At 58.4% G+C, this 23,746-nt stretch carries 25 protein-coding genes and 1 pseudogene; 17 read left to right on the top strand and 9 right to left on the bottom strand.

All coding sequences use genetic code 11. The annotated features are described in order from the left end of the window. Nucleotides 1-606: 606 nt before the first annotated feature. Nucleotides 607-1,239, top strand: a complete 633-nt coding sequence (locus CI807_RS12740; RefSeq protein ID WP_028619065.1) for a response regulator transcription factor — start codon at nt 607-609, stop codon at nt 1,237-1,239. An 84-nt stretch (nt 1,240-1,323) separates the two neighbouring features. Here the strand turns inward: CI807_RS12740 and CI807_RS12745 are convergent, their stop codons facing one another. The 4 genes from CI807_RS12745 to metG form a co-directional block, all read right to left on the bottom strand. Next, nucleotides 1,324-1,506, bottom strand: coding sequence for a PA3496 family putative envelope integrity protein (locus CI807_RS12745; RefSeq protein ID WP_012722492.1), 183 nt, complete (start codon nt 1,504-1,506; stop codon nt 1,324-1,326). Nucleotides 1,507-1,613: 107 nt separating this feature from the next. After that, nucleotides 1,614-2,252, bottom strand: coding sequence for an endonuclease III (gene nth, locus CI807_RS12750; protein ID WP_038847851.1), 639 nt, complete (start codon nt 2,250-2,252; stop codon nt 1,614-1,616). Between the two features lie 58 nt (nt 2,253-2,310). Next, complete coding sequence (gene rsxB, locus CI807_RS12755) at nt 2,311-3,267, bottom strand: electron transport complex subunit RsxB (protein WP_095014903.1); 957 nt, start codon at nt 3,265-3,267, stop codon at nt 2,311-2,313. A 112-nt stretch (nt 3,268-3,379) separates the two neighbouring features. After that, nucleotides 3,380-5,431, bottom strand: coding sequence for a methionine--tRNA ligase (gene metG / locus CI807_RS12760; RefSeq protein ID WP_095014904.1), 2,052 nt, complete (start codon nt 5,429-5,431; stop codon nt 3,380-3,382). A 172-nt stretch (nt 5,432-5,603) separates the two neighbouring features. On the opposite strand from metG, the gene apbC reads away from it, so the two are divergent. Further along, on the top strand, nt 5,604-6,698 hold the full coding sequence (apbC, locus tag CI807_RS12765) for an iron-sulfur cluster carrier protein ApbC (protein WP_095014905.1): 1,095 nt from the start codon (nt 5,604-5,606) through the stop codon (nt 6,696-6,698). A 491-nt stretch (nt 6,699-7,189) separates the two neighbouring features. Here apbC and fdxA read toward each other — a convergent pair whose 3' ends face one another. Both fdxA and mutS read right to left on the bottom strand, forming a co-directional pair. Continuing rightward, nucleotides 7,190-7,513, bottom strand: a complete 324-nt coding sequence (fdxA, locus tag CI807_RS12770) for a ferredoxin FdxA (RefSeq protein WP_003208688.1) — start codon at nt 7,511-7,513, stop codon at nt 7,190-7,192. Nucleotides 7,514-7,655: 142 nt separating this feature from the next. Continuing rightward, entirely contained in the window at nt 7,656-10,247 is a 2,592-nt protein-coding gene (gene mutS, locus CI807_RS12775) for a DNA mismatch repair protein MutS (protein WP_016977945.1), read from the bottom strand. Between the two features lie 210 nt (nt 10,248-10,457). Between mutS and CI807_RS12780 the strand changes: the two genes are divergently transcribed. The 11 genes and pseudogenes from CI807_RS12780 (at nt 10,458) to recX (ending at nt 17,698) form a co-directional block, all read left to right on the top strand. Then, nucleotides 10,458-11,192, top strand: a complete 735-nt coding sequence (locus CI807_RS12780) for an XRE family transcriptional regulator (protein WP_016977944.1) — start codon at nt 10,458-10,460, stop codon at nt 11,190-11,192. A gap of 592 nt (nt 11,193-11,784) precedes the next feature. Then, nucleotides 11,785-12,129: a phage holin family protein gene (locus CI807_RS12785; protein WP_028619072.1), complete on the top strand. Its 345-nt coding sequence runs from the start codon at nt 11,785-11,787 to the stop codon at nt 12,127-12,129. A gap of 21 nt (nt 12,130-12,150) precedes the next feature. After that, entirely contained in the window at nt 12,151-12,708 is a 558-nt protein-coding gene (locus CI807_RS12790) for a hypothetical protein (protein ID WP_095014906.1), read from the top strand. After that, nucleotides 12,702-12,887, top strand: coding sequence for a Com family DNA-binding transcriptional regulator (locus CI807_RS12795; RefSeq protein WP_053256750.1), 186 nt, complete (start codon nt 12,702-12,704; stop codon nt 12,885-12,887). Before CI807_RS12790 ends, CI807_RS12795 begins: the two co-directional genes overlap by 7 nt. Before the next feature lie 11 nt (nt 12,888-12,898). Beyond that, the gene (locus tag CI807_RS12800; RefSeq protein WP_095014907.1) at nt 12,899-13,861 is read left to right on the top strand and encodes a hypothetical protein; all 963 of its coding nucleotides are present in this window, start codon (nt 12,899-12,901) and stop codon (nt 13,859-13,861) included. A 387-nt stretch (nt 13,862-14,248) separates the two neighbouring features. Beyond that, nucleotides 14,249-14,433 (top strand): annotated as a pseudogene (locus tag CI807_RS32110) (MFS transporter); the annotation flags it as partial. 57 nt (nt 14,434-14,490) lie between these two features. After that, nucleotides 14,491-15,048 carry a glycoside hydrolase family 19 protein gene (locus CI807_RS12810; RefSeq protein ID WP_095017541.1) on the top strand — a complete coding sequence of 186 codons (558 nt, stop codon included), beginning with the start codon at nt 14,491-14,493 and terminating at the stop codon, nt 15,046-15,048. Further along, nucleotides 15,036-15,497: a lysis system i-spanin subunit Rz gene (locus CI807_RS12815; protein WP_095014908.1), complete on the top strand. Its 462-nt coding sequence runs from the start codon at nt 15,036-15,038 to the stop codon at nt 15,495-15,497. The genes CI807_RS12810 and CI807_RS12815 overlap by 13 nt, the downstream gene beginning before the upstream one ends. 81 nt (nt 15,498-15,578) lie before the next feature. Beyond that, nucleotides 15,579-16,079: a CinA family protein gene (locus CI807_RS12820; RefSeq protein ID WP_095014909.1), complete on the top strand. Its 501-nt coding sequence runs from the start codon at nt 15,579-15,581 to the stop codon at nt 16,077-16,079. 84 nt (nt 16,080-16,163) lie between these two features. After that, complete coding sequence (recA, locus tag CI807_RS12825) at nt 16,164-17,222, top strand: recombinase RecA (protein ID WP_010170065.1); 1,059 nt, start codon at nt 16,164-16,166, stop codon at nt 17,220-17,222. A gap of 8 nt (nt 17,223-17,230) precedes the next feature. Continuing rightward, entirely contained in the window at nt 17,231-17,698 is a 468-nt protein-coding gene (gene recX, locus CI807_RS12830; protein ID WP_095014910.1) for a recombination regulator RecX, read from the top strand. 142 nt (nt 17,699-17,840) lie between these two features. Here recX and CI807_RS12835 read toward each other — a convergent pair whose 3' ends face one another. Next, nucleotides 17,841-18,953 carry a TIGR00730 family Rossman fold protein gene (locus CI807_RS12835; RefSeq protein WP_095014911.1) on the bottom strand — a complete coding sequence of 371 codons (1,113 nt, stop codon included), beginning with the start codon at nt 18,951-18,953 and terminating at the stop codon, nt 17,841-17,843. A gap of 273 nt (nt 18,954-19,226) precedes the next feature. Next, on the bottom strand, nt 19,227-19,661 hold the full coding sequence (locus CI807_RS12840; RefSeq protein WP_028619092.1) for a PA3611 family quorum-sensing-regulated virulence factor: 435 nt from the start codon (nt 19,659-19,661) through the stop codon (nt 19,227-19,229). A 179-nt stretch (nt 19,662-19,840) separates the two neighbouring features. Between CI807_RS12840 and CI807_RS12845 the strand changes: the two genes are divergently transcribed. From CI807_RS12845 to CI807_RS12855, 3 genes are all read left to right on the top strand, one after another. Then, nucleotides 19,841-20,560 (top strand): tRNA-uridine aminocarboxypropyltransferase, encoded by a 720-nt coding sequence (locus tag CI807_RS12845; protein WP_095014912.1) that lies wholly within the window; start codon nt 19,841-19,843, stop codon nt 20,558-20,560. A 138-nt stretch (nt 20,561-20,698) separates the two neighbouring features. Continuing rightward, nucleotides 20,699-21,349, top strand: coding sequence for a response regulator transcription factor ErdR (gene erdR, locus CI807_RS12850; protein ID WP_095014913.1), 651 nt, complete (start codon nt 20,699-20,701; stop codon nt 21,347-21,349). A 75-nt stretch (nt 21,350-21,424) separates the two neighbouring features. Beyond that, nucleotides 21,425-21,787 carry a diacylglycerol kinase gene (locus tag CI807_RS12855; protein ID WP_003172176.1) on the top strand — a complete coding sequence of 121 codons (363 nt, stop codon included), beginning with the start codon at nt 21,425-21,427 and terminating at the stop codon, nt 21,785-21,787. Nucleotides 21,788-21,790: 3 nt separating this feature from the next. On the opposite strand, the gene CI807_RS12860 is transcribed toward CI807_RS12855, so the two are convergent. Continuing rightward, the gene (locus tag CI807_RS12860; RefSeq protein WP_028619094.1) at nt 21,791-22,717 is read right to left on the bottom strand and encodes a LysR family transcriptional regulator; all 927 of its coding nucleotides are present in this window, start codon (nt 22,715-22,717) and stop codon (nt 21,791-21,793) included. A gap of 124 nt (nt 22,718-22,841) precedes the next feature. Between CI807_RS12860 and fpr the strand changes: the two genes are divergently transcribed. After that, nucleotides 22,842-23,621: a ferredoxin-NADP reductase gene (gene fpr / locus CI807_RS12865; RefSeq protein WP_003443014.1), complete on the top strand. Its 780-nt coding sequence runs from the start codon at nt 22,842-22,844 to the stop codon at nt 23,619-23,621. Nucleotides 23,622-23,746: the final 125 nt, after the last annotated feature.

Raw genomic sequence — 23,746 nt, forward strand, 5'->3', positions numbered from 1 at the left:
AAGAATGGCCCCTTGTTCAAGGGGTCATTTTTTTTGCCTGTGATTTTGTAGAGACGCTCATGTTTATAACGATTAAACGTCTGTGGATTTTTTCCTCAAAATCGTTATCAGAGATGGGGTTTTAATGAATTGTTGTTGAAAGTTTGTAGGGGGAATGATTTTTTTACATCTTTGTAGGAACTAGTCTTACAGATAATTCACTCATGTAAGTGCGGCGAAGATACAAAATACCGAATGGTCTGTAGGAATTAAGGATGTAAGTGAATATGTTGAATGGAACCAAAGCAGACGTATTGTTCTGGCCGTTTTCCCCTGCAACAGGCGAGAGGCAAGGGGCATTTCCTGATAGTCATGTGCGGCACGTTTACCCAAGCCCCTATAAGTCAGGGATATTTCACTCAAAGTATGTAAGTTCCCGGAAAGGTCTGAAAGGCTCCGTAAAACCCGATGCCTCAGAGAGGGCGTTTTTTTGTAGGGGAATTCCTTTATCGCTGTGGGGTGGGTCTCTGCTTGCTGTTGCTTGGGGGGGGACGCTATGCCAACTAGGAAACGACTAGGCTATTGTGCTTGCTCTAAATAATTCGAACAGCGAAATTGGACTTTCTCATGAATAAAGTGCTGATCGTGGATGATCATCCCGTCATTCGTCTTGCTGTGCGTATGCTAATGGAGCGTCATGGTTATGAGGTCGTTGCCGAGACCGATAACGGTGTCGATGCATTGCAACTTGCACGGGAGCATATGCCGGACATTGTCATACTGGACATTGGAATTCCCAAACTTGATGGCCTGGAAGTTATTTGCCGGTTGTCTTCCACCAAGCAGGCTGTGCCATTCAAAGTACTGGTTCTCACGTCTCAGGCCCCTGGTCATTTTTCCATGCGTTGCATGCAGGCTGGGGCCGCCGGCTACGTGTGCAAGCAGCAGGACCTCACCGAATTGCTGAGTGCCATCAAGGCGGTCCTGTCGGGCTACAGCTACTTCCCCAATCAGGCGCTCAATTCGGTACGTTCCACCATGGGCAATGCCAGCGAGGCCGATATGGTCGAGCGCCTGTCCGGGCGGGAAATGATGGTGTTGCAGCAGTTGGCGCGAGGCAGGACCAACAAGGAGATTGCCGACGGCATGTTCCTCAGCAACAAGACCGTCAGCACCTACAAGACGCGTTTGCTGCTCAAACTCAATGCGCGCTCGCTGGTGGACCTGATCGAACTGGCCCAGCGTAACGGTTTGGTATAGAGGAGGACGTAGCACAGCGTACAGCTCGGTTGCCCGGCAGAAAAAAGCCTCCGTGAAGGAGGCTTCCGGCTGTCGATCGCTCGATCAGAGATCGAAGTCGTAATCGGCCAGTTGTTTTTGCAAGCGTCGCTCTTCCAGAAGATTGTCGATAGTGCGGCGTTTGCTCAAATTGGTCTTGGCGACCTCTGCTACAGGTGTCTCTGCCCCATCGTCGTCCGACTCAACGAGGTCGTCTTCCACTTCCAGTTGCTCTTTGCCAGTGCTCATAAGGTTCACTCCGGGCTAAGACTGCCGTTGGCGCTCCTTATAACGATAATCCATGATCCGGTAAAAAAGATTTTTTCAATCGACTGATCGAGAAAAGCAATGATCCGTCAATCGTCGGACGTCTTGTCCTTATATTCGCACAGGTCTTCGATGCGACAGCTGCCGCAGCGTGGCTTGCGGGCCTGGCAAACGTAGCGTCCGTGAAGGATCAACCAGTGGTGGGAATCCAGCAGATAAGGCTTGGGCACGAACTTCATCAACTGCTTTTCTACCTCCACTACGTTCTTGCCACGGGCAATGCCGGTTCGGTTGCTGACCCGGAAGATGTGGGTGTCCACAGCCATGGTCAGTTGCCGGAACGCGGTGTTTAGCACCACGTTGGCAGTTTTTCGGCCGACGCCTGGCAGCGCTTCCAAGGCTTCGCGGGTTTGGGGCACTTCACTGCCGTGCAGTTCCACCAACAGGCGGCAGGTTTCGATGACGTTCTTGGCCTTGCTGTTGTACAGGCCAATGGTCTTGATGTATTCCGACAACCCCTCCACACCCAAGGCATAGATCGCCTCTGGCGTATTCGCCACGGGGTACAGCTTGGCCGTGGCCTTGTTCACGCCGACGTCGGTGGATTGGGCCGACAAGATCACTGCAATCAGCAACTCGAACGGCGTGGTGTAGGCCAGTTCGGTTTTGGGTTCTGGATTGTCTTCGTGGAGCCTGCGGAAAATTTCCAGGCGTTTTGCGGCGTTCATGGGGTGGGGTTTCCCTGGCAGTCGGTCGGCGGGATTGTAGCAATACAGGTTTTGCGGGTCAGGTGTTGCCATGGGCATCCACTTGGCGCTGCGCCTCGTCGAGGTTGTGCTGCGCCTCGGCCAGCTGCTGCGGGTTGGCGTTCAAGTCCTGGGCTTTCTTCAACGCTGCGCGGCGCATCGCCAGCTGGATTTTGGCGCGTTTCAGGTCGGCAGTATTACCGGTTGTAGCCATTGCCCTCGGTGCGGTGCCCAACTCCAGTGTCGTCAGAGCTTGTTCTGCCGCTTCGAACTGCTGCTGCAAGACGATCAACTGTGACTGCTGTTCAAAGGTTGGCGGATGACCGAAGGCCTTCAAGGATTTATGCAGTTGGGCGCGACTCATGGCGACCGTGATTTTGGCTTTCTTGATCGCGGCGTCCTGTGCTGTACCGACCTGCACAGGTAAATCCGGTACTGAGCGTTTGGCCCGAGCCAGGCGTTCAGCGAGCTTCTGCGCTTCTTCCCGTTGCAGCCGTGCATTGCGTTGTTCATAACGGCGTCTTGCCCGGTCGCGCTTGAGAGCTCGTCCTTGCCGTTGCTGATCGTTGGTGGTCAGGCCACCCACAATCGGTAATACGGTGGCGGTCGGACGCATTTCAATGCAGTCAACGGGGCAGGGCGCGACGCAGAGGTCGCAACCGGTGCACTCGTCGACGATGACCGTGTGCATCAACTTGGCTGCGCCGACAATGGCATCCACCGGGCAGGCCTGGATGCACTTGGTGCACCCGATGCACTCGGCTTCGCGGATGTAGGCGATCTGGGCCGGCGCTTTCCCTCGGGTAATATCCAGTTCCAGCACCGGCACGCGCAACAATTGTGCAAGACCTGCAATGGTTTCCTGTCCACCGGGCGGGCACTTGTTGATCGCTTCGCCTTGAGCAATACCCTCAGCGTAAGGCTTACAGCCTGGGTGCCCGCATTTGCCGCATTGGGTCTGCGGCAGCAGCGCGTCGATACGTTGAATGAGGTTCATGGGATGATCATGGACATGCCGGTTAACAAACAGAGCCTGATTATCCGGCAAGCGAAAAGAGGGGACTAGCTGAAAAGCCCGGCCGCCGAAACGACAGGGCTTTCTCACAGGCTTACTTGATGCGTTGACCCGGCTTGGCACCGCTGTCAGGGCTGAGCAGGTAGATCTCCTCCCCACCAGGGCCGGCCGCCATCACCATGCCTTCGGAAACGCCGAACTTCATCTTCCGCGGCTTGAGGTTGGCGATCATCATGGTCAGGCGACCATCGAGCTTGGACGGGTCCGGATAAGCGCTCTTGATGCCGGAGAACACGTTACGTTGCTCGCCGCCGAGGTCCAGGGTCAGGCGCAACAGCTTGTCAGCACCTTCCACGGCTTCGGCCTTGACGATCAGCGCGACACGCAGGTCCACGGCAGCGAAAGCGTCAAAGTCGATTTCCGCAGAGATCGGGTCCTTGGCCAACTCACCATTGCCCGCGGGTGCGGCCGAACCGGTATCGGTCTGGCTGGCGACCAGGTCTTCTTTCGAAGCGTCGGTCATGGCCTGGACTTTCACCGGGTCGATACGGGTCATCAGTGGCTTGAACTCGTTCAACTGATGGTTGCTGAGCAAGGTGGCGTGATCGTTCCAGGTCAGCGGCGCCACATTGAGGAATGCTTCGGCGTCGGCAGCCAGCAGCGGCAGCACGGGCTTGAGGAAGATCACCAGTTGGCGGAACAAGTTGACGCCCGTGGCGCAGATCGCCTGTACTTCCGCCTGCTTGCCTTCCTGTTTGTTCAGCGACCAAGGTGCCTTGTCGGCGATCCAGGCGTTGGCGCGGTCGGCCAGGCCCATGATCTCGCGCATGGCGCGGGCAAAGTCGCGGGCTTCATAGGCATCGGCGATGCTTGGCGCAGCCGCCAGGAAGGCGTCGGTCAGTTCCGGAGCGGCGTTCTCGGCCACCAGCAGGCCAGCGTTGCCCTTGTGGATAAACCCGGCACAACGGCTGGCAATGTTGACGACCTTGCCGACCAGGTCCGAGTTGACCTTCTGTACGAAGTCTTCCAGGTTCAGGTCCAGGTCATCGACGCCACGGCCCAGTTTGGAGGCGTAGTAGTAGCGCAGGTATTCCGGCGACAAGTGGTCCAGGTAGGTGCGCGCCTTGATAAAGGTGCCACGGGACTTGGACATCTTCTGGCCGTTGACCGTCAGGTAGCCGTGCACTGCGATGGCGGTCGGCTTGCGATAGCCCGAACCTTCAAGCATTGCAGGCCAGAACAGCGCGTGGAAGTTGACGATGTCCTTGCCGATGAAGTGGTACAACTCGGCAGTGGAATCCTTGTTCCAGAACGCGTCGAAGTCCAGACCCGGCGTGCGATCGCACAGGTTCTTGAAGCTGGCCATGTAGCCGATCGGCGCGTCCAGCCACACGTAGAAGTACTTGCCCGGCTCGCCCGGGATTTCGAAGCCGAAGTACGGCGCATCGCGGGAGATGTCCCACTGTTGCAGGCCGCTGTCGAGCCATTCCGAGAGTTTGTTGGCCACAGCGTCCTGCAGGGTGCCGCTGCGGGTCCAGGTTTGCAGCATCTGCTGGAAATCCGGGAGCTTGAAGAAGAAGTGCTGGGAATCCTTGAGCACCGGGGTGGCGCCAGAGATCGCTGACTTAGGGTTCTTCAGCTCGGTGGGCGCATAGGTCGCACCGCATTTCTCGCAGTTGTCACCGTATTGGTCTTCGGTGCCGCATTTCGGGCAGGTGCCCTTGATGAAGCGGTCGGCCAGGAACATTTTCTTTTCCGGGTCGAAATACTGGGTCACCGAACGCTGGTCGATATGCCCGGCTTCTTTCAAGCGCAGGTAGATCTGGCTCGACAGCTCGCGGTTTTCTTCGGAGTGGGTCGAGTGGAAGTTATCGAAATCCACCAGGAACTCGGCAAAGTCGGCGCTGTGTTCAGCCTGCACGTTGGCGATCAGTTGCTCCGGGGTGATCCCTTCCTTTTCGGCGCGCAACATGATGGCCGAACCGTGGGCGTCGTCCGCGCAGACATAGATGCATTGATTGCCGCGATGCTTCTGGAAGCGCACCCACATATCGGTCTGGATGTACTCAAGCATATGGCCAAGATGGATGGAACCATTGGCATAGGGCAGGGCGCTGGTGACGAGGATCTTGCGTGGCTCGGACATGGGGCTCGGCTACTTGATGAAACGGAGGTCGGCCACTATAAAGCGCCGGGAAATATATTTCACCCCGTGGCGCTGTTTCAGAATCTTCCGAACCTGTGAAAGCATGCCGTTACGCCGCTGGAACGGTTAGGATAGCCGCCTGTTTCAGTCAGTCTTTTTTCGGGAGTAGCCCATGAGCGCCGTCAATCGCGCAGCGGTGGAAGCCGTGCTTCGCCAGTACACCGACCCTTATTTGAACCAGGACCCGGTCAGTGCCGGCTGTGTGCGTGCCATCGACGTCCAGGGCGACCAGGTGTCGGTCCAGTTGGAACTGGGTTACGCCGCCGGCCTGTTCAAGAGCGGTTGGGCGCAGATGTTGCAAATGGCCATCGAGGGCTTGGACGGCGTGCGTTCGGCCAAGGTCGACATCCAGTGTGTGATTGCCGCGCACAAGGCTCAGGCGCAAATCCCAGGGCTGGCAAACGTCAAGAACGTGGTGGCTGTGGCCTCCGGCAAGGGCGGCGTGGGCAAATCCACCACGGCGGCCAACCTGGCTCTGGCCTTGGCTCGCGAAGGCGCACGCGTGGGCATCCTTGATGCGGATATCTACGGCCCGAGCCAAGGTGTGATGTTCGGCATCCCCGAAGGCACGCGGCCGAAGGTCAAGGACCAGAAGTGGTTCGTGCCGATCGAGTCCCTGGGCGTGGAAGTGATGTCCATGGCCTTCCTTACTGATGACAATACGCCGATGGTCTGGCGCGGGCCGATGGTTTCCGGCGCCTTGCTGCAACTGGTCACCCAGACCGCCTGGGGCGACCTGGACTATCTGGTGATCGACATGCCCCCAGGCACCGGTGATATCCAGTTGACCCTGGCGCAGAAAGTCCCGGTGGCCGGCTCGGTGATCGTCACCACGCCTCAGGACCTGGCATTGCTCGACGCGAGAAAAGGCGTGGAGATGTTCCGCAAGGTCAATATCCCGGTGCTGGGCGTGGTGGAGAACATGGCGGTGCACATCTGCTCCAACTGCGGCCACGCCGAGCACCTGTTCGGCGAAGGCGGTGGCGAGAAGCTGGCCACCCAGTACGGGGTGGAACTGCTGGCTTCATTGCCGCTGTCGATGGTGATTCGCGAGCAGGCTGACGGTGGCAAGCCGACTGTCGCGGCGGACCCTGACGGCCAGATCGCCATGGTCTATCAGGAGCTGGCCCGCCATGTGGGCGCGCGTATCGTGCTGCAGGAAGCCGCTACGCCGGCGATGCCGACCATCACCGTCAGCGACGACTGAGGGCATTGAAGGGAAAAAGCCTCGACGGTGTCGGGGCTTTTTCATGTTTGGACGGTGGTCAAGGCGGGTTTATTTCTCATTTACGCAATTGGTCGTGTAAGCATTTGCTTACTTTTTCGTAAGCGTTTGGTTTTTTTGCCCGCCAAGTACGTCCCAGTTCGTCGAGAGAGTTTTCTATCCTGTTGAAAAATAACAATTAATTATCGTCTGTTGAGCATGAAAGCCTGTCAGTCGCAGGAATGGATCCCGTTGAACTTCCTTTGGAACTCTCTAACATCAGCCCTGTGTCCACGGATTGACACAGCCATCAAGGAGCGATGGTTTAGGGAACGTCGCAGGATGCGATTCATCAGGATGATGAAAAGGAATACAGGGACTAGGGAAAAATGTGGGCGGGTCATACCGCCCCTTTTTTTTGCCTGTAGAAAAGTGAAACCGGCTTTCCAGAAACGCAAAAAGGCCCGCAAGGGGCCTTTTGGGAGGCGAGGCTATCAGCGCTCGAGGTCTGCAATCTTACCTTTTTTGCCATCCCACTCCGCTGCATCCGGCATCGGGTCTTTGCGTTCAGTGATATTCGGCCAGATTTCCGCCAATTCGACGTTCAACTGAATGAATTCCTGCATCTCTGCCGGGACTTCGTCCTCGGAGAAAATAGCGACGGCCGGGCATTCAGGTTCACACAGGGCGCAATCAATGCACTCGTCCGGGTGGATGACCAGGAAGTTCGGGCCTTCGTAGAAGCAGTCCACCGGACATACTTCCACGCAGTCGGTGTACTTGCACTTGATGCAGTTGTCGGTAACGACGAAGGTCATTTCTAATTCTCTCCTCAGGCGGCGGCAGCGAAACCCTTTGTGGCAGGGCTCGCGAGGTTCGGGAGCGATAGTCTGCAGGCCAGGCTAATAGCCTGCAGCATCCCAAACCGCGCGAGAGTCTACCAGCTTGCTGGTCTCAGCGTTATATCCGAGTCTTCAGTGCATATAACATTTCGAGCGCTTTTCGCGGCGTCAAGTCATCCAGGTCAAGCTTTGCCAACTCATCCAGCACTGGATGGGGCAGGCTAGCGAACATGTCGCTCTGATGTGGCGCAGCCGGTTTGCTGGAGGCTTTGGCAGGGCTGGCGACCACGGTTTCATGGGGCAGCGCCGTGGTTTCCAGGCGGCTGAGGTGTTCGCGGGCGCGGGTGATCACGTCATTCGGCACACCGGCCAGTTGGGCCACGGCCAGGCCGTAACTCTGGCTGGCCGGCCCCGGCAGCACGTGGTGCAGGAACACGATACGCTCGTTGTGCTCGGTGGCGTTCAGGTGCACGTTGGCTACCAGTGGTTCGCTTTCCGGCAGCACGGTCAGCTCGAAATAGTGCGTGGCAAACAGCGTGTAGGCACGCAGATGCGCCAGGCGTTCGGCTGCCGCCCAGGCCAGGGACAGGCCGTCGAAGGTGCTGGTGCCGCGGCCCACTTCGTCCATCAGCACCAGGCTGCGTTCGGTGGCGTTATGCAGGATGTTGGCGGTTTCGCTCATTTCCACCATAAAGGTCGAACGACCACCGGCCAGGTCGTCACTGGAACCGATCCGGGTGAAAATGCGGTCCACCAGGGACAGCTCGCAACTAGCCGCCGGCACAAAGCTGCCGATATGCGCCAATAGCACAATCAAAGCGGTCTGACGCATATAGGTGGACTTACCGCCCATGTTCGGACCGGTGATCACCAGCATGCGGGTATCGTCGTCCAGCGACAGGTCGTTGGCGACGAACGGCGTGGTCAACACCTGCTCTACGACCGGGTGGCGACCTTGCACGATGCGCATGCACGGCTCGCTGACAAAGCGCGGGCAGTTCAGGTCAAGGTTCAGCGCGCGCTCGGCCAGGTTGCTCAGCACATCCAGCTCGGCCAGGGCGGCGGCGGTATCCTGCAGCGGTGCCAACTGGCTGATCAGGTCCTCCAGCAGGTTTTCATAGAGCATCTTTTCCCGAGCCAGGGCGCGGCTCTTGGCCGACAGTGCCTTGTCTTCGAATTCTTTCAGCTCTGGAGTGATAAATCGTTCAGCACCTTTAAGCGTCTGACGACGTTGATAGTCGATCGGCGCCGACTCGGCCTGCTTGCTCGGCAATTCGATGAAATAGCCGTGCACGCGGTTGTAGCCGACTTTCAGGTTGGCCAGGCCGGTACGGGCTTTTTCGCGGGCTTCCAGGTCAATCAGGAACTGCCCGGCGTTTTCGCTCAGGGCTTGCAGCTCGTCCAGCTCGCTGTCGTAACCGGTCTTCAAGACGCCGCCGTCGCGGATGATCGCGGGCGGGTTGTCGATGATGGCTTTTTCCAGCAACGCCGCCAGTTCCGGGTAAGTACCGGCGGTGACCGCGAGCTGTTGCAGGTGCGGCGTGTCCAGTTCGGTCATCGCCGCTTGCAATTGTGGCAAGGCACCGAGGGCATCACGCAGGCGCGCCAAGTCACGTGGACGCGCGTTACGCAGGCCGATCCGCGCCAGGATGCGCTCGATATCGCCGATTTCCTTCAGCTGTGGCTGCAGCTTTTCAAAGCGATAGCCGTCCAGCAGGCACGTAATAGAAGTCTGACGCGCCTGCAGCACACTCAAGTCGCGCAACGGACGGTTCAACCAACGCGTCAGCAAGCGGCTGCCCATGGCGGTCTGGCAACGGTCAACCACCGATTGCAGGGTGTTGTCACGCCCGCCGGCCAGGTTGGTGTCCAGCTCCAGGTTGCGACGGCTCGCGCCATCGAGTACCACGGTGTCGTCCAGACGCTCATGGCGCAGGCTGCGCAGATGCGGCAGGGCGGTGCGCTGGGTTTCCTTGGCATAGCCCAGCAAACAACCGGCGGCGCCGATGGCCAGGGTCAGGGTTTCACAACCGAAGCCTTTAAGGTCTTGTACTGAGAACTGCTGGCACAGACTTTTCAGCGCCGAGTCACGCTCGAAATCCCACGGCGCACGGCGCTTGGCCCCACGGCGTTTTTCCGCCGGCAGATCCTTCGGCCAATCGTCCGGGATCAACAGCTCGACCGGGTTGATGCGCTCCAGTTCTGCCAGCAGGTTCTCCCAGCCTTTGATCTCCAGCACACTGAAGTTGCCGCTGGTGATGTCCAGCACCGACAGGCCAAACAGACGTTCATCGCCCAACACCGCCGCAATCAGGTTGTCACGACGCTCATCCAGCAGCGCCTCATCACTCACCGTCCCCGGCGTGATAATGCGCACCACCTGACGTTCCACCGGCCCCTTGCTGGTGGCCGGGTCGCCGATCTGCTCACAGATCACCACCGATTCGCCCAGCTTCACCAGCTTGACCAGGTAACCTTCCAACGAATGGTAAGGAATCCCACACATCGGAATCGACTGCCCCGCCGACTGCCCACGCGCCGTCAGGGTGATGTCCAGCAGCTTGGCGGCCTTCTTCGCGTCTTCGTAGAAGATCTCGTAGAAGTCGCCCATGCGGTAGAACATCAACTGATCAGGGTGCTGGTTCTTGAGGCGCCAGTACTGCTGCATCATCGGGGTGTGGGAGGACAGGTCTGAAGTGGTTTTACTCATTGGGTCGTAGGCAAATTCGTTGAAAGGAGTGGGGCAAAGGTGGGGCATTCCGCCCTGCGATTTTGCGATGGGCGCAAGGTTAACACGCGAGGTCTGCGGTTCGCAGTCCACATCACCACACTTGAAAGGGCCCAAGAAATGCATCGGTTATGCATAAATAATGCAAATTAGCATTTGCCAACCCCAAAATCTCCCGTCACTATCCCCGTTATGCAAAAACGCAACGTTTCTATCGTCTTACGCGAACTGCTGGACCGCGACCGGATCTCCCCCACGGAGCTTCACCGGCGTACCGGCGTGCCTCAATCCACGCTGTCCCGGATCCTCAGCGGCAAGATCGTTGATCCGTCGGACAAGCACATTTCCCGCATCGCCGAGTACTTCCGCGTGAGCACCGACCAGTTGCGCGGGCGCGTGGCGGTGGGCGTTTCGCGGGAGGACGGGCGTGACCCGATGCATTCGGAACTCAAGGACATAAGCCTGTGGGACGACGACACGCCCGTTAATGATGACGAGGTGTCGATCCCCTTTCTGCGCGAGGTTGAATTGGCTGCTGGATCAGGAAGATTCGTCATCGAGGAAAGCGAGAAGGCTAGCCTGCGGTTCGGCAAGCGCAGCCTGCGGCATAACGGTGTGCAGTTCGACCAGGCCAAGTGCGTGACGGTACGCGGCAACAGCATGTTGCCGGTGCTGCGCGATGGCGCGACGGTCGGGGTTAATGCGGGCAAGAGTGGCATTGGTGACATCGTCGATGGTGACTTGTATGCCATCAACCACAACGGCCAATTGCGGGTGAAACAGCTCTACCGCCTGCCTTCCGGGATTCGCCTGCGCAGTTTCAATCGCGATGAGCACCCGGATGAGGACTACAGCTTCCAGGATATCCAGGATGAGCAAATCAGCATCCTGGGTCATGTGTTCTGGTGGGGTATGTACGCCCGTTAACCTTCTTCTGTAAGACAAAGCCCGCCAACGAGCGGGCTTTTTTTCGCCTGGAAAAAACCACCAAACCCGCAGTCCACAAGGGCGAGAATGCATTCGTGCATTTGCATGCTGAAAATAAATGCATTTGTGCATTGACTGTATATGCATACATGCATATTCTTCATCTCAAGCCAGCCAACAAGGTCTGGTGGAGGCGGCAAGGATGCTGCCAGTCAACACAAGGAAGTCACGCAGCACCGGCAAGGACGCCATCCGAGCGATGGCAAGGACGCCAGCAACACCGGCAAGGATGCCGACGCTCTTTAGTTTCACCGCTTAACAAACAGGCAGCGATGAACCGGCCTTAACGGTTCAGAGGGTTGGCAACTGACCCGGGTGTGCAGCGTAAAGCACCAGAAGCAGTTATCCGGCAGACAGGGATCGTGGTCGGAAAAACATCGAGGAAAGGTCCGTACCGCGCCAGTAGCGCCGAAAGACCGAGGACATCATTACTGAAAAGCCCGGGCAACCGGGCTTTTTGGAATGCCTACCTACACATGGATTTACCCAAGAGCCGGCCCCGTGCCGGTAGTGCTCAGCCAGGAGGCGTGACATGACAAACGAGCAGCAAGCGTTAGCGGAAATGCCTATCTGGCTGGTAATCGTACTGGCGCTGATCGGTGGTGTATCCGGCGAAATGTGGCGCGCCGATAAGGAGGGTGCCCGTGGTTGGTCGCTGATCCGGCGCCTGGCCCTGCGGTCCGGGGCGTGCATGGTCTGCGGGGTATCGGCATTGATGCTGTGCTACGCCGCCGGCATGTCGATCTGGACTGCGGGCGCCATTGGTTGCCTGACTGCCATGGCCGGTGCGGACGTGGCCATCGGCCTATATGAACGCTGGGCGGCCAAGCGCATCGGGGTCAACGAGGCCCCCACCTCTCGCCCGGATCAGCAGTAATCGCTGCAAGGATGCAAGCAGATGACACTTCTCGAAAAACCTTCCCAACTGCCTATGGTGATTGGGGACGCGCTGAAGCGCGCGTTCCCACAACTACGGGTCGGTAATCACCATGACTTCTCCGACACGGGCGACAAAACCGGCATTTTGATCAGCGTGGAGCGCAATGGCCCGGGCGTGCGCTCCCTTGCCGGGCGCAAGGCGCATGCCTTGTCGGTTTCACTCAAGGCCACGGTCGTCAGTGGCTCGACGCCCTTTGACGCCTGCGACTTGGCCAGCCGACTGATGGATTTGGCCCTGGATAACCGCTGGGGCTTGCCGCCCGAGCAATGCGACTTGCCCACTGCGATTGTCGCGGCCCCTTCCGTGCTCAGCAGTGCGGAAACGGACTATGACACTTGGATTGTATCCTTCACCCAGACCTTCTACCTCGGACTGTCTCTGCTCAAAGATCCCGCAGGCATGCCGCCGTCTACGGACCTGTGTGTAGGTGGGTGTGAGAGGGCGGCGAATGTAACGCCGCTTCCTACTCAATCACACGGAAAAAGTGGTTCAGTAAAAGGAATTTGCAGATGTTGAAAGAATTCAGATGCGGTAACTGCAACAGACTTCTCGCCCGTACGGGTGGGTTTACAGAGCTCCAGATCAAATGTTCCCGATGTGGGACGCTGAATCATGTGAAGGCCGCGAGCCTCGAGCAATCGCCGATGAGCGCCATACGCCCAATACAGAGGCCTGAACTTAAATCAGCTAAGTAACGGAGTTTAAAATGGAAAACGCAAACTCAGCATCTCAAGCCTCGCAAGATCTCTGGACTCAAGTAGAACCGGTGGATAACACCGGCATGCTTCGGCGCGTGGTTTTTGCGCAAGGCAAGTTTTTTGCGGCTGGTGGCAACGGTCTTCCCGCAACCACTCAGCTTGTCAGTGGAGGCGCAACTGGTACAGCGTGGACCAAGCTTAAGGGCGTCGTCACCTCTAATAGCGGAATGGTCCTCAACGAGCTGTACTGGAACGGTATTGGGACATCGCTTCAAGCCCTTTCTCAATCCGGCAATCTGATCTTCGGCGACGCAGCACGCCCTGAAAGGGATTGGACAAACCTTACGGCAACTGTTCGCGCGTACGGAGACTTGCAAGGCATTGTGTTTTATCAGCCAATTTCCGGCAACAACTACACCTGGATACTGGTTGGGTCTAACGGTACAGTCTTTTCCCGTTATAGCGATTGGTCAGGCCTGGTGGAGCGCACTACGACCTTCACTTCTAGTGAGACTGTGTACTGCGTCAACGTCATTGGCAGTTTTGTGTTGGTTGCGGGATCGAATGGGAAGCTGCTTAGCGCTGTGAAGATGGCGACGGAAAATTCGCAAACATTCACGCCCAGAACCAGCACCTTCGGCACTAGCACCATCCTTTCCATGAAGCTTTGCAATGGGAAAATGTTTATCGTTGGTGCGGATGGCAAGATGGCATATTCATCCGATGGGCTTAGCTGGACTGCTGTTGAAGATACCAGTTTCGGTGGAACCATCATCCGCGACATTGCTTACGGTAATGGCAAGTATGTAGCTGTCGGCGACGGCGGCAAGACAGCCGTTTCCGAGGATGGGATCGGCTGGGTTCAGCAAACCAACACTTTTGCAGGAACCGATATCCGAAGCGTCGCCTACGGCAAAGGCAATTTTGTAGCTGTTGGTGCAAGCGGCAAGATTGCTTACTGGACTCCATGATCTTCTATCTCCCTGCGTAATAGAGCCCAGCCGTCGCGCTGGGCTTTTTCATTTCTGATTCAGGCTCGCCACAGCCAGGGTGGCCCTTCGGGGGATGCCTGGACGCTGATAAGCCGGTAGTGCAGCGCTACGAAAAAAACCGGCAGCCCGTGCGCTCTGTTCACACCAGACTTCCTGAGTGGCACGAGACTGGATTGGCGAGATCGATGCATTGGGGCGTCGACGCTGGGCTGATCTTTGGCTGACTGCGGGAAAGACCGCGCACCTATTCAGGGCCTCGACATGATCGGGGCCTTTTCGTTTTCGGCTTCACCACACCCATTGCTCCGAGCTGGGAGTGCTGCTGGGGCCGTTCCAATTCAAGTCATGCCCCACGGAGTCGAGCGCATGAAGTATTTACAGCGCCTGCTCGACAAGATCGACAGGTTCGAATTGTTGATTGCGGGCCTCGTTGGGCGGTGATCGCCAGTTGGTGGCACAAGGACGACCTGGCGAATTGGCGTACCTGGGTGATCTTCTTAATCACTGGGGGCGCGAGTTCGTTGCACCTGGCTGGAATGGTCAGTGCCTATCGCAGTTCTAACACGGACGTTGGTTTGTCTACCTAGGGGGCTTTCAGGGTGACCGTGGTGGTGATAACGCAGCCTCAATTGATTCAAATCATGCCAGGCGCTCGCCATATGGCGGGCCTTTTTTCAACCGCGCTGAATGCGACTTTTGTTCGGTACGAAATCAACAGCGTGCTGCGCGCCGCCGCTTTTCTCGCGCAGATCGGCCACGAATCCGGCGAACTGCACTACGTGCGCGAACTCGGCAGCGATACTTATTTGAGCAAGTACGACACCGGTACGTTGGCCGCGCGCCTGGGCAGTACGCCTGAAGCGGACGGCGACGGCCAGAAGTACCGGGGCAGGGGGCTGATCCAGGTCACCGGTCGCCGCAACTACCTGGCATGCAGCCAAGCGCTGTTCGGCGATGATCGCTTGCTGCAACAACCCGAATTACTGGAGCAACCACAATGGGCCTGTGAATCCGCTGCCTGGTTCTGGCAAAGCAATGGCTTGAATGAACTCGCCGACAAGGACCAGTTCACCACCATCACCCGGCGTATCAACGGCGGGCTCAATGGCCTGGAGGACCGTTTGCAGTTGTGGGCGCGGGCGAAGGCGGTGTTATGCGTTTCTTAGTTGCGATTGGCGTATGCGTGCTGGTGGTCGTTGTCTGGCAGGTGCAGGCGTGGCGGTACGGGGCACAGATTGAACGCTTGTCGGCCGCACAGACCCAGAAAGCCCTGCATCTACAGCAGGCCGAGCAAGACAGACGGCTGGCCCTTGAGCAACGGCTCAGTGCCATCGACCAACAACATGCCCGGGAGTTGAGCGATGCCCAGCGTAATCAAGCAGCTTTGCGTGACCGCATTGCCACTGCTGATGTGCGGCTGTCAGTCCTTCTCGACGCTTCCAGTGGCTGCCCAATGCCAGCCGCCACCGCCGCCGGCAGCGTGGTTCATGCAGCCCCGCGAGCCCGACTTGACCCAGCGCATGCTCAGCGAATTATCCGCATCACCGACGACGGCGACAGCGCCCTGATTGCCTTGCGTGCCTGCCAGGCGTATGTGCGAGCCGTCGCCCGTTAGTGTCTTGAGACAGTCCGTCACTTGCGCGTGCGATTGGCTCCTGTAGGGTAGGCAAACCCCCGCCCACGTCTGGAGACGACCGTGAAGGAAATCACTCAACTGGCTGCTGAACTGGGGCGCCGTTTGCAGGTGCTCAATGCCCACGTCACCACTGCCGAGTCCTGCACCGGCGGTGGAATCGCGGAAGCCATCACGCGGATCCCGGGAAGCTCGGCCTGGTTCGAGGCGGGGTATGTCACCTATTCCAACCGCCAGAAGACCCGGCAGTTGAATGTGCCGGAAACGTTGTTTCCAAAAGTGGGCGCCGTCAGCCAGGAAGTGGTGGAGGCGATGGTCCGCGGCGCACAGGAAAAAAGCCTGGCGCGCTTTGCCGTGGCGGTCAGTGGCGTAGCGGGACCGGATGGCGGCTCGCCGGACAAACCGGTGGGCACCGTATGGCTGGCTTTCGGTGTCGGCGATGAGGTCACGGCCGAGCTTGAGCACTTCACCGGCAACCGCGACGAGGTCCGCCGACAAACGGTAAAGGCCGCGCTAGAGGGCTTGTTGCGACGAGCTGCAGCAGAAATAGAAAATCAGGGGTAGGCGATCTCCGATCTTTGTGGAACAATACTGTCTACTTATACAGGTGTTGGCCGCCCCGGCCTTATTGATTACGTGAGGACTTTAATGGACGACAACAAGAAGAAAGCCTTGGCTGCGGCCCTGGGTCAGATCGAACGTCAATTCGGCAAGGGTGCCGTAATGCGTATGGGCGATCACGACCGTCAGGCGATCCCGGCTATTTCCACGGGCTCTCTGGGTCTGGACATCGCGCTCGGCATTGGCGGCCTGCCAAAAGGCCGTATCGTTGAAATCTACGGTCCTGAATCTTCCGGTAAAACCACCCTGACCCTGTCGGTGATTGCCCAGGCGCAAAAAATGGGCGCCACCTGTGCGTTCGTCGACGCCGAGCACGCCCTGGACCCTGAGTACGCCGGCAAACTGGGCGTCAACGTCGACGACCTGCTGGTTTCCCAGCCGGACACCGGTGAGCAGGCCCTGGAAATCACCGACATGCTGGTGCGCTCCAACGCCATCGACGTGATCGTGGTCGACTCCGTGGCCGCCCTGGTGCCCAAGGCTGAAATCGAAGGCGAAATGGGTGACATGCACGTGGGCCTGCAAGCCCGTCTGATGTCCCAGGCGCTGCGTAAAATCACCGGTAACATCAAGAACGCCAACTGCCTGGTGATCTTCATCAACCAGATCCGTATGAAGATCGGCGTGATGTTCGGCAGCCCGGAAACCACCACCGGTGGTAACGCGCTGAAGTTCTACGCTTCGGTCCGTCTGGACATCCGCCGTACCGGCGCGGTGAAAGAAGGTGACGAGGTTGTCGGTAGCGAAACCCGCGTTAAAGTCGTGAAGAACAAAGTGGCCCCGCCTTTCCGTCAGGCCGAGTTCCAGATTCTCTACGGCAAGGGCATCTACCTGAACGGCGAGATGATCGACCTGGGTGTGCTGCACGGTTTCGTCGAGAAATCCGGTGCCTGGTATGCCTACAACGGCAGCAAGATCGGCCAAGGCAAGGCCAACTCGGCCAAGTTCCTGGCAGACAACCCGGATATCGCTGCCACGCTTGAAAAGCAGATCCGCGACAAGCTGCTGACTGCCGCTCCAGACGTGAAAGCTGCCGCCAATCGCGAGCCGGTTGAAGAAGTAGAAGAAGTTGACACCGACATCTGAAGCACACGATGACAGTTGTACTGGATACACTCGTCGCCGTTCGGCGCACTGCAATGGACCTGCTCGCTCGCCGCGAGCATGGTCGAGTCGAGCTGACGCGTAAATTGCGTCAGCGCGGCGCAGAGCCCGAGATGATCGAAACCGCCCTCGACCGCCTGACGGAAGAGGGGCTGCTTTCCGAAGCCCGATACCTCGAAAGTTTTGTCTCTTACCGAGCTCGCTCCGGCTACGGCCCGGCGCGTATTCGCGAAGAGCTGAGCCAGCGTGGTCTGCAACGCGCGGATATCGACCTTGCCTTGCGCGAGTGCCGGATCAGTTGGCAGGCGCAGTTGGAGGACACATGGCGGCGCAAGTTCTCTGGCCATCTGCCGATTGATGCCAAGGAAAGGGCGAAGCAGGGACGATTTCTCAGCTATCGCGGGTTCTCGATGGAAATGATCAGCCGCTTGTTGAGCGGCCGGGACATGGACGACTGAACACAGCTGTAGAGGTGAGCGAGCTGTTGTGGCGAGGGAGCTTGCTCCCGCTGGGCTGCGTAGCAGCCCCATCCATCTGGATCAATGCATATAAAAAGACCCACTATGAAAATAGTGGGTCTTTTTTTTTGCCCTCAAAAAATCACGCTGGCTCCGGCGCCACTCGCTGCTGCGCCTTGCCCTGGGCCTGTGCCCAGTTCTCCGGCAAATTGATGTAATCCACCAGCTCCCGCAACCGGCCCTGGTCGCGCCCGTTGAAATTGAACACCAGCCGCGTCAAATGACTGAACCTCGGCTCATCATGTTCCTCGCCGGTATACGCGAGCTGTCGGAACTCGCCACTCAGTCGCAGGCTGGCGAACTCGCCTTGCAAATGGGCCAATGCCTGTTCACTGAGCGGGTGATTCATGCGCACCACAAATTCCCGTTTCAGCCAGCGGGTGGAGTGGAAGTTGGCATAAAACTGATTGATCTCGTCCACAGCCTCTTCGGCGCTGTAAACCAGTCGTATGAGCTTGAGGTCGGTGGGCAGAATGTAGCGGTTGGCTTCCAACTGGCTGCGGATGAAGTCCAGGGCGCCCTGCCAGAATCCGCCGCCTGGCGCGTCCAGCAGCACCACCGGGACCAGCGGGCTCTTGCCGGTCTGAATCAGTGTCAACACTTCCAGCGCTTCGTCCAGGGTGCCGAAACCGCCTGGGCACAACACCAGGGCATCAGCTTCCTTGACGAAGAACAACTTGCGGGTAAAGAAGAAGTGGAAAGACAGTAGGTTTTCAGTGCCATCAATCGTTGGGTTGGCATGCTGTTCAAACGGCAGGGTAATGTTGAACCCCAGGCTGTGTTCCAGTCCCGCGCCTTCGTGGGCGGCGGCCATGATGCCGCCACCGCCGCCGGTGATCACCATCAGATTCGAACGCGCCAGTGCCGCGCCGACTTCACGGGCCAGTGCATACAACGGGCTTTCTATCGGTGTGCGAGCCGAGCCGAACACCGTGACCTTGCGGCGGCCCTTGAACTGCTCGAGCACGCGGAAGGCATTGTCCAATTCGCGGATGGCTTGCAGGGTGATCTTGGCGTTCCAGCGGTTGCGGTCGTCCTGGGCCATGCGCAGCACAGTGAGGATCATGTCGCGATACAGGGGGATATTCGGGCTGTTGGGGGCGATCAGCTGGAGTTGTGCGTCGACCTGCTGCGTAAGGTCGGTGCCGTGTTCTTCAAAATGTCGGAGCAGGCGGTCATTCGGTTCGTAAGGCATTCAACTTCTCCTTCTTGCAGGGCACCTTCGCCGCAGGCGACGACACTGCTTGTGTCGCTGTTTGCCGCAGGGGCAACCTTCTTTTGCCCTGAAAATGTTACAGAACAGCATGAAAAGCGCTGTGAATGAACGGTCGGGATGGCTTGATCATGGGCCGGAAAACCCTTGGCTGGCAACCACTTATTGGCCGCTCACTACAGAGTCTAGCTGCCTGGGAGGCGTTGAAGCGGGGGAGTACGCGCCACCGGACGGCAGCGCGCGAAGGTCAAACCGTTACTTTTTCTTTTTTGTCGGTGCCGGGCAATCCGCTTCCACGAACTTCACCGAGGCCACAGGGCGGTTGGTCTTGTTTTCGGTGATTTCGTAACGCATCACCGCGCCCTTGGCCATCAGCTCACGGTAACCCTTGTTCAGGCATACGCTCTGGCCGAGCTGGAAATACACCGCCTTGGGGTTGGCGCGCATCTGTTCGGCGCGGTCGGGCAAGACGCTCAGGTGATCGATCAGTTGCATGCCTTCAACGGTGTAGGCCACTTCCAGGGTCTTTTCGTCGATTTCCCGGGGCAGGTCTTTGTTGCTCTCAGCCGCGACGCTTTGCAGCTTCCGGTTCATTTGGGCCTCCAGCAGCGAGGCCGCCTGGGCGCACACGGGCAATACCAGCGCGAGGGCGACGGATGGGGCGACAAGGCGCAGCATGGAACGCAGCATGAAACTCTCCTGATTCGGTTACTGGTGCATAGACCAGCCACTGCGCTGTGCGTTCAGTGGCGCGCAATTATAGGTGAGCCCTTGCCACTACAGCCAGGCGTATCGCTGGTAAACTGCCGCCACCTCAGCCGTCCACGAGTCTTCACCGTGTCGATTTACCCGTCCCACCGGCGCATCCGATGAGCCACGCCGTTTCCCGCCTGCGCACCCAGCGCCTGGCCCGTGCCGTCCGCCCGTTCCTCAACCGTGGTTCGCGTGCCGAACGCTGCCCCGGCTGCCGGGTCATTCCTGAGTACTGCCTGTGTGCCTGGCGGCCAAAAGTCGCCGCAACTTCAGCGATGTGCCTGCTGATGCATGACGTAGAACCCATGAAACCCAGCAATACCGGGTGGCTGATCGCCGATGTGATTGATGACACCACGGCGTTTGCCTGGTCGCGCACCGAAGTCGATCCTGAACTGCTGACCTTGCTGGCCGACCCGCAGTGGCAACCCTATATCGTGTTCCCCGGCGAATTCGTCGCACCGCAGCGTGTTGTCAGCGAAGTGAAGGTGGAGGAGGGCAAGCGCCCACTGTTCATCCTGCTGGACGGCACCTGGAGTGAAGCGCGCAAGATGTTCCGCAAAAGCCCCTACCTGGAGCATTTGCCGGTACTCAGCCTGGCGCCGGAACAACTGTCGCGCTACAAACTGCGTCGTTCCAAACGCGATGATCATTTTTGCACCGCCGAAGTCGCCGCGCTGTGCCTGGAACTGGCCGATGATGGGGTAGCCAGTGAGGTTCTGGATGCCTACCTGGATGTCTTCAGCACCCACTACCTGGCCGCCAAGTTCCAGATGCCGCTGGATCCTGTGGACACCGTTCATACGCGCCTTGCTCCCTATATTGCGACAGTATAACCAGACGACGTTTGCATGATGGCACCCCAACCCCGCAACCCGTTAAAATGCCCACGGGCGTAGCGCTTGACCCTCCAGGCTACGCTGGGCATGCTGGGCGCCGATCAGGGCACCCCTAAAAACAGGATCATTTAATCAATGGCCACATACGAAATCCTGATAGCCGATGACCACCCGTTGTTTCGCAGTGCGCTGCACCAGGCCGTGACCTTGGGCCTTGGCCCGGACGTCCGCCTGGTCGAAGTGGCCAGCATTGCCGAGCTGGAAGCCCGCCTCACCGAAAAATCTGACTGGGACCTGGTGCTGCTCGACCTGAACATGCCCGGTGCCTACGGTTTCTCAGGTTTGGTGTTGTTGCGCGGTCAATACCCGCAGATACCCGTGGTGATGGTCTCGGCCCAGGAAGAAGCCGACGTGGTGGTGCGCTCCAAGGAGTTTGGCGCCAGCGGTTTCATTCCCAAGTCCAGTGCGATGGAAGATATCCAGAAGGCTGTACGCACTGTGCTGGAGGGTGATGTGTCCTGGCCGCCGCAAGCGTTTGAAGAAATCAACGTGTCCGACGAAGCCAAGGCCGCCCGTGATGGTCTTGCCAGCCTGACACCGCAGCAGTTCCGGGTGCTCACCATGGTCTGCGAAGGCTTGTTGAACAAACAGATTGCCTACGAGTTGAGCGTGTCGGAAGCGACGATCAAGGCCCACGTTACGGCGATCTTCCGCAAGCTGGGCGTACGGACACGCACCCAGGCGGCGCTGCTCTTGCAACAACTTGAGTCAATTTCGCAGCATTAAGCGGCTACCGATTCACGCTTTTTTGACTTTGCGTGATCTAGTTTTCCCACTCCTTTAGCTCAGTTGCCAACGTCTATGTCGCCTTTCAAGGGTCAAACCGGTATCAAACGTATCTTCAATGCTGGGGGTTATTCGCTGGATGGCCTGCGCGCGGCGTTCACCGGCGAGGCGGCGTTCCGCCAGTTGGTGTTGCTTAACGTGATCCTGATCCCGTTGAGCTTTTTCCTGAATGTGAGCCGGGTCGAGCGTGCCTTGCTCATCGCCGTGTGCCTGCTGGCGTTGATTGTCGAGTTGCTCAACTCGGCAGTCGAAGCGGCGATCGACCGCATCTCCCTTGACCGCCACCCGCTGTCGAAAAACGCCAAGGACATGGGCAGCGCCGCGCAGTTCGTCGCGCTGACCATGATCACTCTGGTCTGGGCCGTGATCCTGATCTAACCCTCAGGCAATGCTCGGCAGCACGATCTCGTCGCTGCGCTGAACCCCGGCGGTGAAGGCGCGGCACAGTTCCAGGAACTCGCGCATCGCCGAGGTCTGGTACTTCTGCTTATGCCAGATGAAGTAGAACTGTCGGGCCAGGTCCAGGTCCGGGGTTTCCACCGGCACCAGGCTGCCACGCCGGAATGCGTCGCGCAGGGCCAGTCGCGAAATACAGCCAATCCCCAATCCAGACTCCACTGCGCGTTTGATTGCTTCGGTGTGCTCCAACTCCAGGCGAATATTCAGCGCACTGCGGTGATGGCGCATGGCTTGGTCAAAGGTCAGGCGTGTGCCTGAGCCCTGTTCCCGCAGGATCCACGCCTCTTGGGTCAACTCGTCCATGGTTGCCATGCCTCGTTTGGCCAGGTGATGCTGCGGCGCGCAAAACACCACCAGTTCATCCTCAACCCAGGTTTGCACCTCGATATCCGGGTGGCTGCAGTCGCCTTCGATTAGACCCAGGTCAATTTCGTAGTGCGCCACCTGGTGCACGATATGCGCAGTGTTCTGCACATGCAGCTTCACCTGGCTCTCGGGGTGTTGCTGCATGAAGCTGCCGATCAACAGGGTCGCCAGGTAATTACCAATGGTGAGGGTGGCGCCCACCGCCAGGGAACCGAAGCCGGACTTGCCGTTGAGCAGGTCCTCGATCTCCTTGGCCTGGTCGAGCAGCGCAACCGCCTGGGGCAATAGCTGATGACCGAGGGCGTTGAGGCTCAGGCGTTTGCCCGCGCGGTCGAATAATTGGCAGCTGGATTGGCGCTCCAGCTCGGTGATCGAGGTGCTGGCGGCGGATTGAGATAAGGCCAGAAGGCCAGCAGCGCGCGAGACGCTTTCCTGCTGGGCGACGGCGACGAAGACTTGCAGTTGACGGAGAGTAAATCGCATATCGATATAACCGATAACCCTTATCTTAATAATCCAGTTAACAGATATTGTCGCCGCCATTAGAATGCTGTGCAATTGCGCATCCCATCTTTGGCGCAGACCCATTTCCAGGAGTCCCCCGTACATGAGCAACATGAACCACGAGCGTGTCCTCAGTGTTCATCACTGGAACGACACTCTGTTCAGCTTCAAGTGCACCCGCGATCCGGGCCTGCGCTTCGAGAACGGTCAGTTCGTGATGATCGGCCTGCAACAGCCCAACGGCCGCCCGCTCATGCGCGCTTACTCCATTGCCAGCCCGAACTGGGAAGAGCATCTGGAGTTTTTCAGCATCAAGGTCCCGGATGGCCCGCTGACTTCCCAACTGCAGCACTTGAAGGAAGGCGACGAGATCATCATCAGCAAAAAACCGACAGGCACCCTGGTGCTTGACGATTTGAAGCCGGGCAAACACCTGTACCTGCTCAGCACCGGTACTGGCCTGGCGCCGTTCATGAGCGTAATCCAGGACCCGGAAACCTACGAGCGCTTTGAAAAAGTGATCCTGTGCCACGGCGTGCGTTACGTCAACGAAGTCGCCTACCGCGAATTCATCACCGAGCACCTGCCGCAGAACGAATTCTTCGGCGAGGCCCTGCGTGACAAGTTGATCTACTACCCGACCGTGACCCGCGAGCCGTTCGAAAACGAAGGCCGCCTGACCGACCTGATGCGCAGCGGCAAGCTGTTCAGCGACATCGGCCTGCCGCCGATCAACCCCCAGGACGACCGCGCCATGCTGTGCGGCAGCCCAAGCATGTTGGACGAAACCAGCGAAGTGTTGAACAGCTTCGGCCTGAAAGTTTCCCCACGGATGCGTGAGCCGGGTGATTACTTGATCGAGCGCGCATTCGTCGAGAAGTAATGCTGGGTCAGTAACAACACAGATCTAAAAAAATGTGGGAGCGGGCTTGCTCGCGAAAGCGGAGTGTCAGTCGACAGAGTTATTGACTGATACACCGCTTTCGCGAGCAAGCCCGCTCCCACATT

The sequence above is a fragment of the Pseudomonas sp. NS1(2017) genome, from assembly GCF_002269425.1.
GTDB lineage: Bacteria > Pseudomonadota > Gammaproteobacteria > Pseudomonadales > Pseudomonadaceae > Aquipseudomonas > Aquipseudomonas reactans.

Bases quoted from the DNA above. Each gene is read 5' to 3' on its own strand.
- CI807_RS12860 (WP_028619094.1), bottom strand. From the start codon at position 22,717: ATGCGATTTACTCTCCGTCAACTGCAAGTCTTCGTCGCCGTCGCCCAG.
- rsxB (WP_095014903.1), bottom strand. From the start codon at position 3,267: ATGAACCTCATTCAACGTATCGACGCGCTGCTGCCGCAGACCCAATGC.
- CI807_RS12835 (WP_095014911.1), bottom strand. From the start codon at position 18,953: ATGCCTTACGAACCGAATGACCGCCTGCTCCGACATTTTGAAGAACAC.
- mutS (WP_016977945.1), bottom strand. From the start codon at position 10,247: ATGAGTAAAACCACTTCAGACCTGTCCTCCCACACCCCGATGATGCAG.
- nth (WP_038847851.1), bottom strand. From the start codon at position 2,252: ATGAACGCCGCAAAACGCCTGGAAATTTTCCGCAGGCTCCACGAAGAC.
- CI807_RS12855 (WP_003172176.1), top strand. From the start codon at position 21,425: ATGTCGCCTTTCAAGGGTCAAACCGGTATCAAACGTATCTTCAATGCT.
- recA (WP_010170065.1), top strand. From the start codon at position 16,164: ATGGACGACAACAAGAAGAAAGCCTTGGCTGCGGCCCTGGGTCAGATC.
- fpr (WP_003443014.1), top strand. From the start codon at position 22,842: ATGAGCAACATGAACCACGAGCGTGTCCTCAGTGTTCATCACTGGAAC.
- CI807_RS12845 (WP_095014912.1), top strand. From the start codon at position 19,841: ATGAGCCACGCCGTTTCCCGCCTGCGCACCCAGCGCCTGGCCCGTGCC.
- CI807_RS12740 (WP_028619065.1), top strand. From the start codon at position 607: ATGAATAAAGTGCTGATCGTGGATGATCATCCCGTCATTCGTCTTGCT.
- CI807_RS12745 (WP_012722492.1), bottom strand. From the start codon at position 1,506: ATGAGCACTGGCAAAGAGCAACTGGAAGTGGAAGACGACCTCGTTGAG.
- CI807_RS12785 (WP_028619072.1), top strand. From the start codon at position 11,785: ATGACAAACGAGCAGCAAGCGTTAGCGGAAATGCCTATCTGGCTGGTA.
- CI807_RS12840 (WP_028619092.1), bottom strand. From the start codon at position 19,661: ATGCTGCGTTCCATGCTGCGCCTTGTCGCCCCATCCGTCGCCCTCGCG.
- apbC (WP_095014905.1), top strand. From the start codon at position 5,604: ATGAGCGCCGTCAATCGCGCAGCGGTGGAAGCCGTGCTTCGCCAGTAC.
- CI807_RS12815 (WP_095014908.1), top strand. From the start codon at position 15,036: ATGCGTTTCTTAGTTGCGATTGGCGTATGCGTGCTGGTGGTCGTTGTC.
- fdxA (WP_003208688.1), bottom strand. From the start codon at position 7,513: ATGACCTTCGTCGTTACCGACAACTGCATCAAGTGCAAGTACACCGAC.
- metG (WP_095014904.1), bottom strand. From the start codon at position 5,431: ATGTCCGAGCCACGCAAGATCCTCGTCACCAGCGCCCTGCCCTATGCC.
- CI807_RS12790 (WP_095014906.1), top strand. From the start codon at position 12,151: ATGACACTTCTCGAAAAACCTTCCCAACTGCCTATGGTGATTGGGGAC.
- CI807_RS12795 (WP_053256750.1), top strand. From the start codon at position 12,702: ATGTTGAAAGAATTCAGATGCGGTAACTGCAACAGACTTCTCGCCCGT.
- recX (WP_095014910.1), top strand. From the start codon at position 17,231: ATGACAGTTGTACTGGATACACTCGTCGCCGTTCGGCGCACTGCAATG.
- CI807_RS12780 (WP_016977944.1), top strand. From the start codon at position 10,458: ATGCAAAAACGCAACGTTTCTATCGTCTTACGCGAACTGCTGGACCGC.
- erdR (WP_095014913.1), top strand. From the start codon at position 20,699: ATGGCCACATACGAAATCCTGATAGCCGATGACCACCCGTTGTTTCGC.
- CI807_RS12800 (WP_095014907.1), top strand. From the start codon at position 12,899: ATGGAAAACGCAAACTCAGCATCTCAAGCCTCGCAAGATCTCTGGACT.